The organism is Pseudomonas sp. BN417, assembly GCF_029871205.1.
Taxonomy (GTDB): Bacteria; Pseudomonadota; Gammaproteobacteria; order Pseudomonadales; family Pseudomonadaceae; genus Metapseudomonas.
This window is the reverse complement of the sequence record NZ_SSOJ01000162.1, coordinates 46,956-64,626: the sequence shown is the minus strand read 5'-3', so window position 1 is coordinate 64,626 and position 17,671 is coordinate 46,956. Positions and strand designations below refer to the sequence as shown.

18 protein-coding genes are annotated in these 17,671 nt (G+C 66.5%); 5 read left to right on the top strand and 13 right to left on the bottom strand.

Translation table 11 applies throughout. The features are described from left to right. The first annotated feature begins 105 nt into the window (after nt 1-105). Entirely contained in the window at nt 106-924 is an 819-nt protein-coding gene (locus E8F11_RS27195) for a helix-turn-helix transcriptional regulator (RefSeq protein ID WP_280292024.1), read from the top strand. Between the two features lie 113 nt (nt 925-1,037). On the opposite strand, the gene E8F11_RS27190 is transcribed toward E8F11_RS27195, so the two are convergent. Genes E8F11_RS27190 through E8F11_RS27180 form a run of 3 tightly spaced genes read right to left on the bottom strand, consistent with a single transcriptional unit; the run spans nt 1,038 to nt 2,833 of the window. After that, the gene (locus tag E8F11_RS27190) at nt 1,038-1,712 is read right to left on the bottom strand and encodes a GNAT family protein (protein ID WP_280292023.1); all 675 of its coding nucleotides are present in this window, start codon (nt 1,710-1,712) and stop codon (nt 1,038-1,040) included. Between the two features lie 13 nt (nt 1,713-1,725). Beyond that, the gene (locus E8F11_RS27185; RefSeq protein WP_280292022.1) at nt 1,726-2,178 is read right to left on the bottom strand and encodes a GNAT family N-acetyltransferase; all 453 of its coding nucleotides are present in this window, start codon (nt 2,176-2,178) and stop codon (nt 1,726-1,728) included. 22 nt (nt 2,179-2,200) lie between these two features. Then, nucleotides 2,201-2,833, bottom strand: coding sequence for an FMN-binding negative transcriptional regulator (locus E8F11_RS27180; RefSeq protein WP_280292021.1), 633 nt, complete (start codon nt 2,831-2,833; stop codon nt 2,201-2,203). Between the two features lie 99 nt (nt 2,834-2,932). Here E8F11_RS27180 and E8F11_RS27175 point away from each other — a divergent pair, with 99 nt between their 5' ends. After that, entirely contained in the window at nt 2,933-4,399 is a 1,467-nt protein-coding gene (locus E8F11_RS27175; protein WP_280292020.1) for a PLP-dependent aminotransferase family protein, read from the top strand. Between the two features lie 183 nt (nt 4,400-4,582). On the opposite strand, the gene E8F11_RS27170 is transcribed toward E8F11_RS27175, so the two are convergent. Genes E8F11_RS27170 through E8F11_RS27145 form a run of 6 tightly spaced genes read right to left on the bottom strand, consistent with a single transcriptional unit; the run spans nt 4,583 to nt 9,880 of the window. Continuing rightward, nucleotides 4,583-5,779, bottom strand: coding sequence for a thiolase family protein (locus tag E8F11_RS27170; protein ID WP_280292019.1), 1,197 nt, complete (start codon nt 5,777-5,779; stop codon nt 4,583-4,585). Nucleotides 5,780-5,792: 13 nt separating this feature from the next. Continuing rightward, on the bottom strand, nt 5,793-6,446 hold the full coding sequence (locus E8F11_RS27165) for a 3-oxoacid CoA-transferase subunit B (RefSeq protein ID WP_280292018.1): 654 nt from the start codon (nt 6,444-6,446) through the stop codon (nt 5,793-5,795). Next, nucleotides 6,421-7,101 (bottom strand): CoA transferase subunit A, encoded by a 681-nt coding sequence (locus E8F11_RS27160; RefSeq protein WP_280292017.1) that lies wholly within the window; start codon nt 7,099-7,101, stop codon nt 6,421-6,423. The genes E8F11_RS27165 and E8F11_RS27160 overlap by 26 nt, the downstream gene beginning before the upstream one ends. After that, a complete protein-coding gene (locus E8F11_RS27155; RefSeq protein WP_280292016.1) occupies nt 7,098-8,426 on the bottom strand; it encodes an aspartate aminotransferase family protein in 1,329 nt (442 codons plus the stop codon). Before E8F11_RS27155 ends, E8F11_RS27160 begins: the two co-directional genes overlap by 4 nt. Nucleotides 8,427-8,459: 33 nt before the next feature. Further along, nucleotides 8,460-9,221, bottom strand: coding sequence for an amino acid ABC transporter ATP-binding protein (locus E8F11_RS27150; protein WP_280292015.1), 762 nt, complete (start codon nt 9,219-9,221; stop codon nt 8,460-8,462). Then, the gene (locus E8F11_RS27145) at nt 9,218-9,880 is read right to left on the bottom strand and encodes an amino acid ABC transporter permease (RefSeq protein WP_280292014.1); all 663 of its coding nucleotides are present in this window, start codon (nt 9,878-9,880) and stop codon (nt 9,218-9,220) included. Before E8F11_RS27145 ends, E8F11_RS27150 begins: the two co-directional genes overlap by 4 nt. Nucleotides 9,881-10,123: 243 nt before the next feature. Here E8F11_RS27145 and E8F11_RS27140 point away from each other — a divergent pair, with 243 nt between their 5' ends. Beyond that, entirely contained in the window at nt 10,124-11,056 is a 933-nt protein-coding gene (locus tag E8F11_RS27140) for a LysR family transcriptional regulator (protein WP_280292013.1), read from the top strand. A 20-nt stretch (nt 11,057-11,076) separates the two neighbouring features. On the opposite strand, the gene E8F11_RS27135 is transcribed toward E8F11_RS27140, so the two are convergent. Next, a complete protein-coding gene (locus E8F11_RS27135; RefSeq protein WP_280292012.1) occupies nt 11,077-12,108 on the bottom strand; it encodes a histone deacetylase family protein in 1,032 nt (343 codons plus the stop codon). A gap of 10 nt (nt 12,109-12,118) precedes the next feature. After that, entirely contained in the window at nt 12,119-12,895 is a 777-nt protein-coding gene (locus E8F11_RS27130) for an ABC transporter substrate-binding protein (protein ID WP_280292011.1), read from the bottom strand. 217 nt (nt 12,896-13,112) lie between these two features. Here E8F11_RS27130 and E8F11_RS27125 point away from each other — a divergent pair, with 217 nt between their 5' ends. Continuing rightward, nucleotides 13,113-13,805 (top strand): hypothetical protein, encoded by a 693-nt coding sequence (locus E8F11_RS27125; protein ID WP_280292010.1) that lies wholly within the window; start codon nt 13,113-13,115, stop codon nt 13,803-13,805. A 124-nt stretch (nt 13,806-13,929) separates the two neighbouring features. Here the strand turns inward: E8F11_RS27125 and E8F11_RS27120 are convergent, their stop codons facing one another. Next, nucleotides 13,930-15,354, bottom strand: a complete 1,425-nt coding sequence (locus E8F11_RS27120) for an aspartate ammonia-lyase (protein ID WP_280292009.1) — start codon at nt 15,352-15,354, stop codon at nt 13,930-13,932. Between the two features lie 178 nt (nt 15,355-15,532). Between E8F11_RS27120 and E8F11_RS27115 the strand changes: the two genes are divergently transcribed. Then, nucleotides 15,533-16,441: a LysR substrate-binding domain-containing protein gene (locus E8F11_RS27115; protein WP_280292008.1), complete on the top strand. Its 909-nt coding sequence runs from the start codon at nt 15,533-15,535 to the stop codon at nt 16,439-16,441. Between the two features lie 78 nt (nt 16,442-16,519). On the opposite strand, the gene adhP is transcribed toward E8F11_RS27115, so the two are convergent. Further along, nucleotides 16,520-17,542 carry an alcohol dehydrogenase AdhP gene (gene adhP / locus E8F11_RS27110; protein ID WP_280292007.1) on the bottom strand — a complete coding sequence of 341 codons (1,023 nt, stop codon included), beginning with the start codon at nt 17,540-17,542 and terminating at the stop codon, nt 16,520-16,522. Nucleotides 17,543-17,671: the final 129 nt, after the last annotated feature.

The window sequence follows — 17,671 nt, the reverse complement described above, 5'->3', positions numbered from 1 at the left end:
GCGCATGGTTGGGGAATGCGACGCGGATAACAATTTCGCGGGTTGCACCTAGGTGGCGCTACCTGGCGCTATAATGGCGCCACTCGCATCAGGCAGGACGTCGGCATGTCCGAGCATCTCGGGGAAAATCTCAAGCTTCTTTGCAGCCATTACCGCTCGATCGCGGAAGTCTGCCGCAAGTTGGCGATCAATCGCGCCCAGTTCAACAAGTACCTGGGCGGCCAGAGCCGGCCGACCGCGTACAACCTCAAGCGCATCTGCGATTTCTTCGGCGTGGAGGACTATGAACTGGGCCTGCCGCCCGAGCAGTTCGCCCGGCTGATCGGCACCCGCGCGCCGGGCCAGCCCGCCGGCGACAGGGTCGACCCTCTGCTGGAACTGCTGCAGCCCCTGCGCGAGCATGCCGGCAACCTGTCGCGCTACTGCGGCTACTACTTCGAGTATTCCAACTGCATGTCGGTGCCGGGCACCGTCCTGCTGTCCCTGGTGCACTTGCGCGAGGAGGGCGGCAACTTCCTCTTCGAGCGCCAGGAACGCCAGGAGCGCTCCAGCAGCCCTGATGTCGAGGCCGAGGACTGGGTGCGCTGCCGTTACCTCGGCGCGGCGTTCCAGTTGCAGGACCGGGTGTTTCTCGTCGACTACGAGTCGCTCACCCTCAACGAGATGAGCCAGACCATCCTGATTCCCAGCTACAAGAGCCGCATCACCCGCCTCAATGGCCTGAAGACCGGCGTTTCCAGCGGCGACCGGCGCAACCCGGCCTGCACCCGCGTGGTCTGGGAATTCCTCGGGCCGGAGATCAACCGCATCAGCGCCTACCGCCAGCTGCGGCTCTACCGCCCGGATGATCCGCGTATCGACGATGACGTGCGCCAGCGGCTGGATGTCGCGCCGCTGAAGAACGGACTGTTCGAGATCGAGTGAGGCTGGCAGGCCTGCGGCCTGCTTGGCGAATGAATTCGCCCCCACAGAAAAGACAGCTCCTCTCCTGTGGGGGCGACTTCAGTCGCGAAAGGACCGCGTAGCGGTCCCCTGGCTCAACCCCTGAACCCTTCCAGGGATTGGCGCTGGCGTCCTTCGTCATCGAAGTTATCCACAGCCAGCCAGCGCTCGAACGCCTCGCGCCGCGACGGCCATTCACCATCGATGATGGCGAACCAGGCGGTGTCGCGATTCTGTCCCTTGACCACCATGTGCTGGCGGAACAATCCCTCGTGGGTGAAGCCGAGGCGTTCGGCGGCGCGCATGGAGCGGGCGTTGCGTGCGTTGCACTTCCACTCCAGGCGGCGGTAACCGAGGTCGTCGAAGGCGTGCCGGGCCAGCAGCCAGACCGCCTCGGTGGAGCCCGGCGTGCGCTGCATGGCCTTGCCGAAGGCGATGTGGCCGATCTCGATGCAGCCATCCTTCGGCGCGATGCGCAGGTAGCTGAGGATGCCCAGGGCGCGGCCGCTTGCCTGGTCGATCACCGTGTAGAACAGCGGGTCACGGCTCTCGGCATTGCTGGCCAGCCAGGCATCGAAGGGTTCGCGGCTGTCGAACGGGCCGTAGGCCAGGTAATCCCAGAGCGCCGGGTCCGGCCCCTGCAGGGCCTGCCAGAGGTCGTCCCCGTGGCGTGCCGGGTCCAGCGCTTCCAGGCGCACGAAACGGCCCGGCAGCGGGGCGTGGGTGGGGACTGGGCAGGGCTGCCAGTCGGGCAGGTGCGGCGAGGTCATGGTAGTTCTCCGGTCAGAGGATCTTGCGGTACTGGACGAAGCCGGGGCGGTCGGCGATGTCGTCGTAAAGCCGCATGGCGACTTCGTTGGTCTCGTGGGTCAGCCAATGCACCCGTGAGGCGCCGGCGGCACGGGCCTGGGCATAGACATGTTCGATCAGCTGGCGGCCGATACCGCCGCCGCGCACGCCTTCGGCCACGAAGAGGTCCTGCAGGTAGCAGTAGTCGCCCGTGGTCCAGCAGCTGCGGTGGAAGATCCAGTGCACCATCCCCACGGCCTCGCCGTCGCGCCAGGCCAGCGCGGCGTGCATGGGCTCGGCCGGGTCGAGGAAGCGCTGCCAGGTGACGGCGCTGGTCGCGGCGGCGATCTCGGTCTTGTAGAAGCGCTGGTAGCCCTGCCAGAGCGGCAGCCAGGCGGCATGGTCGGCGGCGCCGACCGGGCGGATTTCGAGCGGTGTACGGGACATGCGGGTTCCTTCCGGTGGTGGATCAGTCGATCACGGCCATGCGCGCGGCCAGTTCGCGGTCGCGCGGGTTGGCGGAGTCGGCCAGGCCTTCGCGCACGCCGGCCTGGTCGGCGGCCGAGCGGTTTTGTCCGAGCTTCCATTTGCCTTCCAGGCGGCGGATCGGCAGGGCGAAGCCGACGATGGCGCGGAGCATGCCGGCGAGGTACTCGCGCGGCGCCTCATCCACCGCCCAGGGCTGCGACCGGCCGGCTTCGTGCCGGTCGCTCAGGCGGCTGACCAGGCGCAGCAGGCGCTCCGGGTCGTCGAACACCTCGGCCTGGCCCCAGGCGTGCACGGCGATGTAGTTCCAGGTCGGCACCACCTTGCCGTGCTCGGCCTTGGCCGGGTACCAGGCGGGGCTGACATAGGCGTCCGGGCCAGAAAAGACCACCAGTGCTTCAGCGCCTTCGGCCAGGTCGCGCCAGTGCGGATTGGCGCGGGCGAAGTGACCGTAGAGGGTGCCGAACTCGCCCTCGCCGGGCTCCAGCAGCAGCGGCAGGTGGCTGGCCAGCAGGCCCTGGGCGCCGGCACTGGTGAGGACGGCCAGGCCGCTTGCCTGCATCTGCCCATGGAGTTGGGCAAGGTCATCCTGGCGGAAGGAACTCGGGACGTACATGGTGGTTCTCCTGGAGGAATGCTTCCATGCTAGGCAGAATATTGGACCGTTGTAAGAGCCATTTCCTGTCAGTTCGATAGAGCCAATCAGGGGCCGATCATGCCTGCCATGCCACCGCTTCCCGTCGACCTTTCCGGCATCCGCCTGGACCCTGGCCAGGGCCTGGCGCGCCAGCTCTACCAGGCCCTGCGCGAGCGCATCCTCGATGGCCGCCTGGGTAGCCGCACGCGCCTGCCTGCCGGCCGCGACCTGGCGACGCTACTGGGGATTTCCCGCAATACCGTGACCCGCGCCTTCGACCAGCTTTACGCCGAGGGCTACGTGGAGGGCCGGGTCGGCGACGGCACCTATGTGGCCGAACTGTCCGGCGCCAGCCGCGCGGCGCTTCCGAGTCCCGCCGGGCCTGCGCCGGGCCCGGCGCTGCAACGGCTCCAGGACCACCACCTGCCGCTGCCGGTAGCGGGGGCGCCACGGGCTTTCCGAGTCGGAGTGCCGGCCTTCGACCTGTTTCCGTTCGAGACCTGGGCGCGTCTCTCGGCGCGCTTCTGGCGCAAGCCGTCGCCGGCGCGCCTGGGTTATGGCGACCCGGCCGGCGACCTGGGCTTGCGCGAACTGGTGGCCGCCTATCTGCGCAGCAGCCGTGGGCTCGCCTGCGATCCGGCGCAGGTGGTGATCACCTGCGGCGCCCAGCAGGCCATCAGCCTCTGTGCCCAGTTGCTGGTGCAGCCCGGTGACCGGGTTGCCATCGAGAACCCCGGATACCGCGCCGCCGGCCATGCCTTCGCGGTGGCCGGCGCGCAGCTCTGCGGCGTGCCTGTGGATAACGATGGCCTGGACAGCGCCACGCTGTCGCAACTGGAGGATTGCCGGCTGGTCTATGTCACGCCCTCGCATCAGTACCCGACGGGCGTCACCCTGTCCCTGGCGCGGCGGCTGGAGCTGCTGGAATGGGCCGAGCGTCGCGACGGCTGGATAGTGGAGGACGACTACGACGGCGAGTACCGCTACAGCGGCACCCCGTTGGCGCCCCTGGCGGCGCTGGATCGACAGGGGCGGGTGATCTACGTCGGCACCTTCTGCAAGATCGCCTTCCCGGCGCTGCGCCTGGGCTACCTGGTGCTGCCGCCGGCGCTGGCCGAGGCCTTTGCCCAGCGCCGCGCGCTGGACATGCGCCATTCGGAAATCGGCACCCAGGCGGTGATGGCCGAATTCATCGCCGCGGGCCACTTCCAGCGCCATGTGCGGCGCATGCGCCAGGCCGCGCGGGCGCGTCGCGACGCCCTGCTGCAGGACTGGCCGGCGGCGATTCCCGGCTGCGCGCCCATGCCGCCGGTGGACGCCGGGCTACACCTCTGCGTGCGCGTCGCGAGCCTGGCCCGTGAACGGGAACTGCTGGCCGCCGCCCGCGCCGCCGGGGTGGAAATGAATGGCCTCAGCGAATACTGGCTGGAGAACAGCGCCGAGCCTGTGGATAACCGCGCCGGGCTGGTGCTGGGCTTCGCCGCCGTGCCCGAAGCACAGATCGCCGAGGCGATCCGCACCCTTCGCAAGGCGTGGCGTTTGTAGGGTGGACCACGCTTCACCGGTCCACCATCGTGGTCCGGCTCGACTCCGTTGGTGGATATGAAAAGCGGTATCCACCCTACGGATGAATCGGCTTCCGCGTGGGGCGCCCCGACCACTTTTCCACAGTCGCGATCCAACCTGTCGCCATTCCATTCGCGTCCGCAGTTCTGGCCGGGTGGTGGGTTACAGCGAGCACTCGAACAGGGCCGCAGCGCCTTGGCCACCGCCGATGCACATGGTCACCACCGCGTATTTCACCTGCCGGCGCCGAGCCTCCAGCAAGGCATGCCCGACCAGGCGGGTACCGCTCATGCCGTAGGGGTGGCCAAGGGCGATGGCGCCGCCGTTGACGTTGACCCGCTCCTCGGGAAGCTGCAGCTCACGGATGCAGTACAGCACCTGGGAGGCAAAGGCCTCGTTGAGTTCCCACAGGCCGATGTCTTCCACCTGCAAGCCGTTGCGCCGCAGCAGCTTGCGCACCGCCGGTACCGGGCCGATGCCCATCTCGTCAGGCGCGCAGCCCTCCACCACGCAGCTGACCAGGCGCCCCAACGGGAGCAGGTCCTGACGGCGCAGCATCGCCTCGGAAACCACCAGGCAGGCGGCGGCGCCGTCCGATAGCGGGCAGGCGTTGCCGGCGGTGACGCTGCCGTTGTCGAAGACCGGCTTCAATGCGGCGAGGCCTTCCAGGCTGGTCGCCGGGCGAGCGCATTCGTCGTGCTCCAGGTGGATCTCGACCGACTCTTCCCGGCCGCTGTCCCCGTCCGTGCGCAGGGACTGCACGCGTACGCCGACAATCTCCTCGGCGAAGACGCCGCGTTCCCGGGCGTGAGCAGCGCGTTGCTGGCTGCGCAAGGCATAGGCGTCCTGCTCTGCGCGGCTGACCGCGTAGCGCTGGGCCACCAATTCGGCGGTCTGCGCCATTGGCATATAGATGCTGGGCAGGTGCTGCATCAGTCCGCGATCCTGGCGCCGGTAGGCATTCATGTGCGCGTTTTGCACCAGGCTGATGGATTCCACCCCCCCGGCCAGGATCAGCTCGCCGTCGCCGGCCTGGATGCGCTGGCTGGCGATGGCGATGGACATCAGTCCGGAGGAGCACTGGCGGTCCACCGTCATGCCCGGGGTGCGCAACGGCAGGCCGGAGGCGAGCGCCGCCATGCGGCCGATGTTGTAATACTGCGAGCCTTCCGGCAGGGCACAACCGAGGATCACGTCGTCGATCAGCTCGGGGTCGATGGCGCTGCGCCGGACCAGTGCATCCAGCGCCAGGGCGGCGAGGCTTGGCGCGTCGGTATCGTTGAAGGCGCCCTTGTAGGCACGGCCGATGGGCGTGCGGACGTAGGCGGCGACATAGGCCGCCGTCGAGGTGTGATTCATGACGGACTCCGGATCAGGTGCGGGCGTCGCGGAAAGGCGCGGTGATCGCTTGCAGTTGGGTGGGGCTGAGATCGCTGAGGATTTCCCGCAGCAGCAGGCCTTCGGCATCGATATCGAATACCGCGTGCTCGGTGATGATCCGGCTCACGCAGCGATTGGCAGTCACGGGCAGGTCGCAGCGTTCGACGATCTTGGCGTGCCCGTCCTTGTCGCAGTGCGGCATGGTGACGATCACCCGGCGGGCCTTCTGCGCCAGCTCGGCGCCGCCGCCGATACCGGCGACCACCTTGCCCGGCACCAGCCAGTTGGCCAGGTCGCCATGCCGGGAGACCTGCAGTGCGCCGAGGAAGGTGATGTCCAGCAGGCCACGTCGGATGATGCCGAACGACGTGGCGCTGTCGACGATGGCGCCGCCGGGAACCAGGGTGACATAGCCGCCGCCGGCGTCGATCAGTTCGGCGTCGAGCTGATCCGCGGTGGCCTGCGGACCGACGCCGACTATGCCGTTTTCCGAGTGGATCCAGACTTGCACGCCGTCGGGAACGAAGGCCGGGATCAGGGTCGGCAGGCCGATGCCGAGGTTGATCAGCTGACCGTCGCGCACTTCGGCGGCGGCGCGCCGGGCGATCACCTGGCGCGGGTCAGCGGGGGATGGGCTGGTATTCATGGGAGCTCCTGTCGACCTGCACCAGGCGGTGCACGAAGAGGCCGGGGGTGTGGATGCTGTCGGGCCGCAGCGGTTGTTCGTGGAGGGCGTAGACCTCGGCTATCACGCAGTCGGCAGCCATCGCCATGAGCGCGCCGAAGTTGCGTGAGGTGCCCTGGTGGCGAAGGTTGCCGCTGTGGTCGGCGGCGTGTCCGGTGATGAAGGCGTAGTCGGCCTTCAGTGCCGGTTCTATATAGAGGTGGCGGCCGCCATAGTTCACCGTCTGGCGCGCCTGGCCGAGTTCCTCGGGGACCTCCAGGTCGGTCAGGAAGGCGGGTAGGCCAACGCCCGCGCAGCGGATGCGTTCGGCGAACAGGCCTTGGGAGACGAACTCCACCTCGAGCGTGCCGGCGGTGTAGGCGCGCCGCGCCGCGCCACTGAGGCCGAGGTGGGTGGTGACCATCTTGCGCACCGCCCCGGCCTCGATCAGCCGCGAGACGCCGTAGCCGTCCTGGTTGGCGTCGTTCTTGATGATCACCAGGTCGCGCTTGCCTTGCCGGGCCAACTCGTCCAGCAGGGTGAAGGGCGTGCCCGGCGAGCCGAAGCCACCGACCATGATGGTGCTGCCATCGGCCACCGGGGCGATGGCGTCGGCCAGGGAAAAACACTTGCTCATGGGCGGACCTGCTGGGCCTGGAAGGCGTCGAAGGTCTGGCCGAGCAGTTCGACGATCTCGTCGCACTGGGTACGGCTGGTCACCAGCGGCGGAGAGATCAGCGTATGGTCGCCTTTCTCGCCCATCAGCGAGCGGCGTGGGTAGATGATCAGGCCGCGCTCGCGGGCCAGGCGCGTCATGGCGTCGCTGACGTTGCGCGCCAGCGGGAAGGGCTCCTTGCTGTCGCGGTCGGCGACGTACTCGATCGCCTGGAGGTAGCCCAGGCCGCGTACATCGCCGATGAAATCGTAGCGTTCGCCGAGCGCTTGCAGACGTTGCAGCAGGTAGGCGCCATTGTCGGCGACCTGCTGTACCAGGTTCTCGTCCTCGATGGCCTGGAGCACGGCCAGCGCGGTGGCGCAGGCCAGGGGATTGCCGGCGTAGGTATAGCCGTGCTGGAAGCCGCCGGAGGCGAGGATCGGCTCGGTGAGTTCGGCGCGGGTGAGCACCGCCGACACCGGGTAGTAGCCGGCGCCGAGGCCCTTGGCCAGGCAGACGATGTCGGCCTTTACGTTCCAGTGCTCGTAACCGAACCAGCGGCCGGTGCGGCCGATGCCGGTCATCACTTCGTCGAGGATCAGCAGGATGCCGTGGCGTCGGCAGATCTCCTCGATGCGCGGGAAGTAGGCGGCGTGAGGGACTTCCGCGCCGGTGCTGGCGCCGCCGACCGGTTCGGCAATGAAGGCCGCGACCTTCTCCGCGCCGACCGCCAGGATCGCCGCTTCCAGTTCGTCGGCACAGGCCAGGGCGTGGGCCTCGGCGGTCAGGCCGGCGGGTACCCGGTACTGGGTCGGCGAGGCGATCTTCGGATAGTGCTGGAACATGGGTTCGAAGGGCGCGGTCAGCGGGGTGTAGCTGGTCATCGCCAGCGCGCCCATGGTTGAGCCGTGGTACGCCGGCTTGCGGCTGATGAACACCTGGCGCTGCGGCTCGCCCCGGTTGAACCAGTACTGGCGGGCGATCTTCAGCGCCGACTCCACCGACTCGGAGCCGCCGGAAGAGAAGAACACCCGGTCGAAGCGTTGGCCGGTGAGGTTCACCAGGCGTTCGGCAAGGTCCAGCGCCGGCTGGTTTTCGAACTGGGTGCGGTAGGCGAAGGCAACCTTGTCCAGCTGCGCCAGCATGGCTTCGCGCACCGCCGGGTGGCCGTGACCGAGCTGGGCGACTATGGCTCCGGAGCAGGCGTCGATGTAGCGCTTGCCATGCTCGTCCCAGGCGTAGATGCCTTCGGCACGGTCGATGGTCGGCAGGCGCGTGGCGGATTGGTAGAACAGGTAATCGGACATGTGGGACCCCATGGGAAACGGGCGGCAGCGGCGTCAGCCGATATCCGCGAGGAACTGCCGGGTGCGTGGTTGTTGTGGTGCGCCGAATACCTGGGCCGGCGTGCCCTGCTCGACGATGTTGCCGTCGGCCATGAACACCACGCGGTCGGCGACCTTTTCGGCGAAGCGCATCTCGTGGGTCACCACCATCATGGTCATGCCGCTGCTGCCCAGGCTTTCCATGACCGAGAGGACGCCGCCGACCATTTCCGGGTCGAGCGCCGAGGTCGGTTCATCGAACAGCATGGCGTCGGGCTTGAGCGCCAGCGCCCGGGCGATGGCGACGCGCTGCTTCTGGCCGCCGGAGAGGTTGCCGGGGTAGACGTCACGCTTGTCCAGCACGCCGACCTTGGCCAGAAGCTCTTCCGCTTCGGCACGGGCCTGGCGCGGGTCGACGCCCTGCAGCTGGGTCGGTGCGATGGTGATGTTTTCCAGGACCGTGAGGTGCGGAAACAGATTGAAGTGCTGGAACACCATGCCGACCTTCATGCGCATGGCATTGAGGTACCTCTCCCTGGCCCGGTGACTGCGCTTGCGGTCATTGACCAGTTGGTCCTGGAACAGGATCTGGCCGGCGCTCGGCTCCTCGAGCATGTTCACGCAGCGCAGCAGGGTGCTCTTGCCGGAGCCGCTGGGACCGATCAGCACCACCACTTCGCCCTTGTGCACGTCCAGGTCGATGCCTTTGAGGACTTCCAGCGCGCCATAGCGTTTGTGCAGGCTCTTCAACTGGATCTGCGCTTTGCCGGTGTTCATGTGCGTCCTCCCTTGAGCAGCAGGCGCCGCTCGAACAGTTGCAGCATCAGGCTGGTGATGGTGGTGAGCAGCGCGTAGATCAGCGCGCAGGCGAAATACAGCTCGAACGGCTTGAAGGTGGCGCCGACCAGTTGCTGGGTGCGCATGAACAGTTCGGCCAGGGTGATGGTGGAAACCAGCGAGGTGTCCTTGATCAGGATGATCAGGTTGTTGCCCAGCGGCGGCACGATCAGCTTGAAAGCCTGCGGCAGGATGATCAGGCGCATGGTCCGGCCGGCGCCGAAACCGAGCGAGCGCGAGGCTTCGACCTGCCCGTGGGGGATGGCCTGGATCCCGGCGCGGATGGTTTCTGCGTTGTAGGCGCCGACGTTGAGCGCCAGGCCGATCACCCCGGAGACGAAGGGGGAAAGCTCCAGGCCGAACTGCGGCAGGCCGAAGTAGATGATGAACAGCTGCACCAGCAGCGGCGTGGAGCGGATCAGCCAGATGTAGCCGGCGGCGAGCCAGCGCAGAGGCGCGTGCCGCGACAGCCGGGCGAGGGCGGCGAGGAGGCCGAACAGCAGGCCGAGGAGAATGGCGAGCACGGTCAGCTCGACGGTGATGCCGGCTGCCTTGAACAGCATCGGCAGGTATTGGAGCACTAGGTTGAAGTCGAACATTCTTATTCTCTTGTGCTGTCGACGGAGGGCTGGACGCGCCCTGGTGAGGTGCCCTCACGCAGGCGGCTGGTGGAGATTGCCCGGGTCTTACCTATCAATTGTTTTCATACCATTCTTTTGCGTTGAAACCCTTTGTTTGTAAGGGTTGCAGTGCTTGGATGGGGCGAGGTGAGTCTTGCATTGGGGAAAATCAGCGTCAATTTATGATATTTTTTAATCATTTGACCGACCCGGAGCTCTGCCATGCGTACGGACTACAGCCTGCGGGACCTGGAAATCTTCCACGCCATCGCCACCACCGGCTCTACCCGCCAGGCGGCCCTGCAGCTGGGGCTAACGCAATCGGCGGTCAGCCATGCCCTGGCGCGGTTGGAGGAGTCGCTGAAGATTCGCCTGTTCGCCCGTGAGAACCAGCGGCTGCAGATCACCGCGGCGGGGCGCTACATGCTCAACGAGGCGGTGCAGCTGATGGCCAACCTGGCGCGTATCGAAGGGGACATTTCCGTGCTCCAGGACAGCGGCGTGGCTTCGCTCAGGCTCGGTTGCGCGCCGGGCCTGGGGCACCGCTTCGGCCCGCGTCTGGTGTGGCACTACCTGCGGGCGCACCCGGGGATCGCCGTCTCCCTCGACGTCGCTGCCAGCGGCTGGCTGATCGCCGAGGTCGAGGCCGGGCGGCTGGACCTCGCCCTGGTGGCCTACGAGGTGCATGAGCCGAACCTGCTGTTTACGCCGGTGGTGGCGGCGCGAATGCGCGCGCTACTGCCGGCGGACAGCCCGTTGGCGGCAAAGGCGCAGATCGAACTGGCCGACCTGGACGGCCAGACCCTGATCAAACCCATTCAGTCCGACCACTTGATCTACCGCGACAACAGCCTGCGCCGCCTGTTGCGCCACGAGCTGCAGGCCAGCCTGTCGTCCATCGGCGCGATGATCGAGTTCAGCGGTGGCCTGAGCCTGGTGAATGCGATCACCGCCGCCGACCTCTGCGAAAACCCCCGCCTGTGCAGCCGGCCCTTCGCCCTGGAGCAGTGGTTCAATTTCTATCTCGTGTACCGGCAGGAGCTGAAGAGCAATCGCCTGGTCGGCGATATCCGCCAGGCCCTGGACGCGGTGGTGGAGGAGATGCGTCGGCGCGAAGACTGCGCCGACGCGTTGCGCCAGGGGCCAGCGGGCTGAAGCCGATGCGCGCGGCGTGGTCAGCCCTGGCGCCGTGATCCCAGGAAGCCGCCGAAGAACTGCTCGGCATTGGCTCGCAGGCTGTCCAGGTGGTAGCCGCCTTCCTGCACGATCAGGGTCGGCAGGCCGAGCAGGCCGACGTCGTGGCCGAGCCGGGCGAAGCCGGCGCTGCTCACTGCCACTTGCGACTGAGGGTCTTCCACGTAGATGTCGAACCCCAGCGAGAGCACCAGCACGTCCGGCTCGAAGCGACGCAGCGCGGCGATGGCGCGCTCCAGCTGCTCGAAGAACACCGATTCCGGTGAGCCGTGGGGCATGCAGAGGTTGATGTTGTAGCCGTGTCCGGCGCCGCTTCCGCGTTCGTCTTCAAAGCCGGCGACCACCGGATAGAAGTTGGTCGGATCGCCGTGGATCGACACGTAGAGCACGTCTTCGCGCTCGTAGAAGATCTCCTGGATGCCTTGGCCGTGGTGCATGTCGGTGTCCAGGATCGCCACCCGTCCGTGGCCCTGGCGCAGGTACTGGGCGGCGATGGCGGCGTTGTTCAGGTAGCAGAAGCCGCCGGCCGCGTCGTGCCGCGCATGGTGTCCCGGCGGACGGCACAGGGCGTAGGCCTGGGAGCGGCCATCGAGCAGGGCGCGGGCCCCGGCGATGGCGCTTTGCGCCGACCAGTAGGCGGCTTGCCAGGTCTGTTCGCCCACCGGGCAACTGCCATCGGCCAGATAACGGGCGGCCTTGGCGAGAATGCCGCGCAGCGGGTTGGGTTCGCGGATGAAGACGTTGGACATCACCTCGTCGCCCCAGTCCTGCCCGGTGGCCAGCCATTCGCGATGGGCTTCCTCGAGGAAGCGCAGGTATTCGGCGCTGTGCACGGCCTGGAGCGGCTGCATGCCGAAGTCCTCCGGCTGGCGCAGCTCGAAGCCGAGGCCCTCGACCGCTTGCAGCAGGCGTCGCGGGCGTTCGGGAATCTCCTGCGGGGTGCGCATCTGTCCGCGCGAAAGGTAGCTGCGTGGATGGTGCAGGTACTGGTCGGGATGGAAGTAGGTCAGCATCGTTCGGCCCTCAACGAATGTCGGTTCCCAGCCATTTCTGGCTGATGTCGCCGTAGGTGCCATTGGCGGTGATCTCGGCCAGCGCGGCGTTGATCGCGGCTTTCAGCTCGGGGCTGTCCTTGCGCACGGCGATGCCCATCTTTTCCGGATAGAGCAGTTCGCCTGCCGGCCTGGCGTCCAGGCGCCGGTCGCGAATGGTCAGCAGGCCGGCGATCTTGTCGGTGACGAAGCCGTCGATGCGCTTGTTCTGCAGGTCAAGGAGGATATCGGGCAGGCCCTTGTAGGTCTTCAGGGTGACGTTCGGCTTGTGCTCGCGCAGCCAGCTTTCGTAGGTCTCGCCGAGGGTGATGCCGATCACCTTGCCGTCCATTTCGTCGATACCCCGGACGGGGCTGTCCTGGCGGACGAACAATTGGGCGCCGGACTGGTAGTAGGGTTCGGAGAAGTCCACGGCCTTGAGGCGTTCGTCGGTGATCGCCAGGCTGCCGATGATGGCGTCGTACTTGCCGGCCAGCAGTCCGCCAATGATGCCGTCCCAGGCGGTGGTGACCGGCATGGGTTGCACGCCGATGCGTTGTGCCAGGCTGCCGCCGATGTCGACGTCGAAACCCTGCAGCTTGCCGTCCATGTCGATGAAGCTGAATGGCGGGTACTTGCCGGTCAGGGCGAACTTCAGTTCCCCCTTCTGCTTCAGGGTTTCCAGGTCGCCGGCGTGGGCGGCCAGCGAAGCGAGGCAGGAGGTGGCCAGCAGGATGCCGGCGGCCAGGGTACGGATTGTTTTTATCATTGGCGTGGTTCCCGGTTGGTTGTGGGGCGGTGCAACGGACCGCCGCAGTGTTTCAATCGGCTCCCAGCGGCGTCAATCTATGTTGTTTTTCAATCACTTGAGTCGTTTTTGTAAGCACCTTGGCGAATTTTCAGGCATTTTGCGTGCACTCCGCCCGACCCGCGGCTTCGCCGCGATGGAACATTGACTGATTTCTGGATGACAAGGAGACAGGCTGGTGTTGATCTTCAATTGCACCGGGGCTGTCGATGACTTCTTCTCGGTGGTCGAGAAGGGAAGGAAATTTTCTCGTGCGCAGCGTCCGTCCCCGGGGGAGGAGGCTGACAATGTGGCCTCCCGGGATGGCGAACCACGGCTGCCTTCCCGCTGGGTGGTCCACGCCATCAGGGTACGGCGAAAGCCCGTGCTGTTGGCGATGCATGTCGAGACCCGCTATTGCATGGTGTTCGTCGGCATCAAGAGGGGTGACCTGGGTGCATTCGTGCAGCTTTTTATCGAGCGTTGGCTGAATGAAATGCAGCGCTTCGGCATGAAGCTGGGGGCGCTGACCGAGACTGAGCTGCCTCTGATCGTTGCGCGGTTCATGGATAGGCATGGCGGCTTCCAGCTGATCCAGGCGGGTGACCGTAGTGTCCAGGCCCATATGAACGAGGTGCTGCGCCAATTTCGCGGTTTTGTCGAGGATTACGACAGTTTTCCGGAAGATGACCTGCAGGCGTCGGCGTTCGATGAGTGGGCTAACGACACGCCCCGCAGCACCGGGCTTAGCAAGGACTACTTTTTTCCCGACATCGTCATGTTCGAGACATGGCTGCGGCAGTTCTGCGGTGCATCGGACGAGCGTGTGGCTGAAGCCCGGCGGCGTTGGCAGGCATACCGGCGGAATGCGCCGGAAATGCATTCGCTCTAGTCGGATGGGGGCGATGCCGGCGTGTTGTGCCCGGGCACTTTTCCACAGGCAAAAAAAAAGGATGGTCAGGCGACCATCCTTTGGAATGAGGGGCTGCGCCCCTCCTGGTGAGCTCGTTGCCTGATCAGCCCTTCAGCGGCACGAGGCGCGGGGCGATCATGTTTTCCGGGCGGAGGATGTCGGCCAGCATGGATTCGTCCAGCAGCTTCTCCTCGCGCACCAGTTCCAGCACGCCGCGGCCACTTTCCAGGGCCAGCTTGGCGATGCGGGTGGCGTTCTCGTAGCCGATGTAGGGGTTCAGTGCGGTGATCAGGCCGATGGAGTTCTCCATCAGGGCGCGGCAGTGGGCTTCGTTGGCGGTGATGCCGACGATGCAGTGCTCGCGGAGCATGTCCATGGCGCGTTGCAGCAGGCGGATCGAGTCGAAGATCTTGTAGGCGATCAAGGGCTCCATCACGTTCAGCTGCAGCTGGCCGCCTTCGGCCGCCAGGGTCAGGGCCAGGTCGTTGCCGATGACTTCGAAGGCCACCTGGTTGACCGCTTCCGGGATCACCGGGTTGACCTTGCCCGGCATGATCGAGCTGCCCGGCTGACGCGGCGGCAGGTTGATCTCGTTGATGCCGGTGCGCGGGCCGCTGGAGAGCAGGCGCAGGTCGTTGCACATCTTCGACAGCTTGACCGCGGTGCGCTTGAGCATGCCGGAGAACAGCACGAAGGCACCCATATCGGAGGTGGCCTCGATCAGGTCGGCGGCAGGCTTGAGCGGCTGGCCGCTGATGGCGGCGAGGCGCTCGACGGCCAGGTGCTGGTAGCCGGGGTCGGCGTTGATGCCGGTGCCGATGGCCGTGCCGCCCAGGTTCACTTCAGTGAGCAGCTCGGGCGCCAGGCGCTTGAGGCGGTCGAGGTCTTCGCCCAGGGTGGTGGCGAAGGCGCGGAATTCCTGGCCCAGAGTCATGGGTACGGCGTCCTGCAGCTGGGTGCGGCCCATCTTCAGTACGTGGGCGAATTCTTCACCCTTGGCAGCCAGGGCCTGGATCAGGCTGTCGAGGCTGGCCAGCAGGGCGTCGTGGCCGAGCAGCAGGCCGAGACGGATGGCGGTCGGATAGGCGTCGTTGGTGGACTGCGCCATGTTCACGTCGTTGTTCGGGTGCAGGTGCTTGTACTCACCCTTCTGCTTGCCCATGGCCTCGAGGGCGATGTTGGCGATCACCTCGTTGGCGTTCATGTTGGTGGAGGTGCCGGCACCACCCTGGATCATGTCCACCACGAACTGGTCGTGGAAGTCGCCACGGATCAGGCGGGCGCAGGCTTCGCTGATGGCGGCGTGCTTCTCGGCGCTGAGGTGACCGAGCTGCTTGTTGGCATCGGCGGCGGCCTGCTTGACCATGGCCAGGGCGACGACCAGCTTCGGGTAGTGCGACAGCGGCACACCGGACAGGCGGAAGTTGTGGATCGCGCGCAGGGTCTGGATGCCGTAGTAGGCCTCGGCAGGGACTTCGAGGGTGCCGAGCAGGTCTTTTTCGATGCGGAAAGATGCAGCGGAGGACATGATGCGATTCATCTCTGGGAGAACACGGCCAGTGCCGCGATGCCCAATAATCTAGGCCTGTAGCCATTTGTCGGCCAATGCTGTTATTCGCTAGCCTATGCACAATCGGCATAACCTCCGAGTGACGCGGCTTCGCCCAAGAGCGTGTGCACCAAAATCGAGCATCCGGAACCTTCAGATGAACCTGGAAACCAAATGGCTGGAAGACTTCGTCGCCCTGGCCAGTACCCGCAGCTTCTCCCAGGCCGCCGAGCGGCGTTTCGTCACCCAGCCGGCCTTCAGCCGGCGCATCCGCAGCCTGGAAGCGGCGCTGGGGCTGACCCTGGTGAACCGCTCGCGCACGCCGGTCGAGCTGACCGAGTCGGGCCAGCTGTTCCTGGTCACCGCGCGCAGCATGGTGGAGCAGCTGGGCGAGGTGGTGCGTCACCTGCACCACCTGGAAGGCCAGCAGGGCGAAGTGCTGCAGTTCGCCGCCGCCCATTCGCTGGCCCTGGGCTTCTTCCCGCAGTGGATCGCGCGGCTGCGCGGCGAGGGGCTGAACATCGCGAGCCGGCTGATCGCCACCAACGTGGGCGAGGCGGTGCACTCCCTGCGAGAGGGTGGCTGCGACCTGATCCTGGCCTTCTACGACCCGGATGCAGCCCTGCAGATGGACCCGGAGATCTTTCCCTCGATGAGCCTCGGGCGCACCGAGATGCTCCCGGTCTGCGCGGTGGATGCCGAGGGCAAGCCGCTCTACGACCTGGAGAGTGGGCAGAGCGTGCCACTCCTGGCCTACAGCGCCGGCGCCTTCCTTGGCCGTTCGGTGAATCTGCTGCTGCGCCAGCGCGCCCTGCGCTCCACCACCGTCTACGAGACGGCCATGGCCGACAGCCTGAAGAGCATGGCGCTACAGGGCATGGGGGTGGCCTGGGTGCCGCGCCTCAGCGCCCAGGCCGAGCTGGCTCGTGGCGAGTTGGCGGTATGCGGCGGCAGCCAGTGGCATGTGCCGCTGGAAATCCGCCTGTACCGCTGCGCGCTGGTGCGCAAGGCGTCGGTACGCCTGCTCTGGCGCAAGCTGGAGGGCGGGATGGGCGGCGAGGGCTGATCGCTGTAGGAGCCAGCTTGCTGGCGAATGCGCGGTGTCCTTCGCGAGCAAGCTCGCTCCTACAAAAGCGCGGGCTGCCTACATCTCCACGACGATGCGGCCCTCGATCCGGCCGGCGCGCATCTGCTCGAAGATCTGGTTGATGTTGTCCAGTTTGTCGCGGTGGATGGTGGCCTTGACCAGGCCCTCGCCAGCGAAGTCCAGGGCCTCTTGCAGGTCGGCGCGGGTCCCGACTATCGAGCCAGTGATGCTGATGGCCTTCAGCACCACGTCGAAGATCGGTGTGGGGAAGTCACCCGGCGGCAGGCCGACCAGGGCCACGGTGCCGCCGCGCCGGGCCATGCCGATAGCCTGGCCGAAGGCGCTGTTGGAGACGGCCGTGACCAGCACGCCATGGGCGCCGCCGATATCCCGCTGGATTACCTCGGCGGGGTTCTCGTTGCGGGCGTTGATGGTCAGGCTGGCGCCCAGCTTGCGCGCCAGTTCCAGCTTGGCGTCGTCGACATCGATGGCGGCCACGTGCAGGCCCATGGCGCGGGCATATTGCACTGCCACATGGCCGAGGCCGCCAATGCCGGAAATGGCCACCCACTGGCCGGGCCGCGCGCCCGTGACCTTCAGGCCCTTGTAGACAGTGACGCCCGCGCAAAGAATTGGCGCGATCTCGGCGAATTCGACGTTTTTCGGCAGCAGTCCGACGAAATTAGGATCCGCAAGCACGTACTCGGCATAACCGCCGTTCACCGAGTAACCGGTGTTCTGTTGGCTCTCGCAGAGGGTTTCCCAGCCGGTCAGGCAGTGTTCGCAGCAGCCGCACGCGGTGTACAGCCAGGGCACGCCGACGCGGTCGCCTTCCTTGACGCGGTTTACCCCGGCGCCCACCGCGGCGACGAAGCCGACGCCCTCATGGCCGGGGATGAAGGGCAGGCTCGGTTTTACCGGCCAGTCACCTTCGGCGGCGTGCAGGTCGGTGTGGCAGACGCCCGAGGCCTCGATCTTCACCAGGATCTGCCCGGGGCCGGGCAGGGGAACCTTCACTTCCTCGATCCGCAAGGGCTCGCCGAAGGCGTGGACCACCGCGGCTTTCATGGTCTGGTTCATGGCACTCACCTCCTTGGTTGAGGTATTCGATTCTGCGCCGCCGAGTTGCGCGGGTCTTGCTCTGGAGCAAGGTTTTGCCGCGACGAAAGGCTCTATCACCCAGCTCTGGACGAGCGGTCAGGGCAAATG

Excerpts from the sequence above, each read along its gene's own strand:
- E8F11_RS27195 (WP_280292024.1), top strand. The coding sequence starts at position 106 with ATGTCCGAGCATCTCGGGGAAAATCTCAAGCTTCTTTGCAGCCATTAC.
- E8F11_RS27190 (WP_280292023.1), bottom strand. The coding sequence starts at position 1,712 with ATGACCTCGCCGCACCTGCCCGACTGGCAGCCCTGCCCAGTCCCCACC.
- E8F11_RS27185 (WP_280292022.1), bottom strand. The coding sequence starts at position 2,178 with ATGTCCCGTACACCGCTCGAAATCCGCCCGGTCGGCGCCGCCGACCAT.
- E8F11_RS27180 (WP_280292021.1), bottom strand. The coding sequence starts at position 2,833 with ATGTACGTCCCGAGTTCCTTCCGCCAGGATGACCTTGCCCAACTCCAT.
- E8F11_RS27175 (WP_280292020.1), top strand. The coding sequence starts at position 2,933 with ATGCCTGCCATGCCACCGCTTCCCGTCGACCTTTCCGGCATCCGCCTG.
- E8F11_RS27170 (WP_280292019.1), bottom strand. The coding sequence starts at position 5,779 with ATGAATCACACCTCGACGGCGGCCTATGTCGCCGCCTACGTCCGCACG.
- E8F11_RS27165 (WP_280292018.1), bottom strand. The coding sequence starts at position 6,446 with ATGAATACCAGCCCATCCCCCGCTGACCCGCGCCAGGTGATCGCCCGG.
- E8F11_RS27160 (WP_280292017.1), bottom strand. The coding sequence starts at position 7,101 with ATGAGCAAGTGTTTTTCCCTGGCCGACGCCATCGCCCCGGTGGCCGAT.
- E8F11_RS27155 (WP_280292016.1), bottom strand. The coding sequence starts at position 8,426 with ATGTCCGATTACCTGTTCTACCAATCCGCCACGCGCCTGCCGACCATC.
- E8F11_RS27150 (WP_280292015.1), bottom strand. The coding sequence starts at position 9,221 with ATGAACACCGGCAAAGCGCAGATCCAGTTGAAGAGCCTGCACAAACGC.
- E8F11_RS27145 (WP_280292014.1), bottom strand. The coding sequence starts at position 9,880 with ATGTTCGACTTCAACCTAGTGCTCCAATACCTGCCGATGCTGTTCAAG.
- E8F11_RS27140 (WP_280292013.1), top strand. The coding sequence starts at position 10,124 with ATGCGTACGGACTACAGCCTGCGGGACCTGGAAATCTTCCACGCCATC.
- E8F11_RS27135 (WP_280292012.1), bottom strand. The coding sequence starts at position 12,108 with ATGCTGACCTACTTCCATCCCGACCAGTACCTGCACCATCCACGCAGC.
- E8F11_RS27130 (WP_280292011.1), bottom strand. The coding sequence starts at position 12,895 with ATGATAAAAACAATCCGTACCCTGGCCGCCGGCATCCTGCTGGCCACC.
- E8F11_RS27120 (WP_280292009.1), bottom strand. The coding sequence starts at position 15,354 with ATGTCCTCCGCTGCATCTTTCCGCATCGAAAAAGACCTGCTCGGCACC.
- E8F11_RS27115 (WP_280292008.1), top strand. The coding sequence starts at position 15,533 with ATGAACCTGGAAACCAAATGGCTGGAAGACTTCGTCGCCCTGGCCAGT.
- adhP (WP_280292007.1), bottom strand. The coding sequence starts at position 17,542 with ATGAACCAGACCATGAAAGCCGCGGTGGTCCACGCCTTCGGCGAGCCC.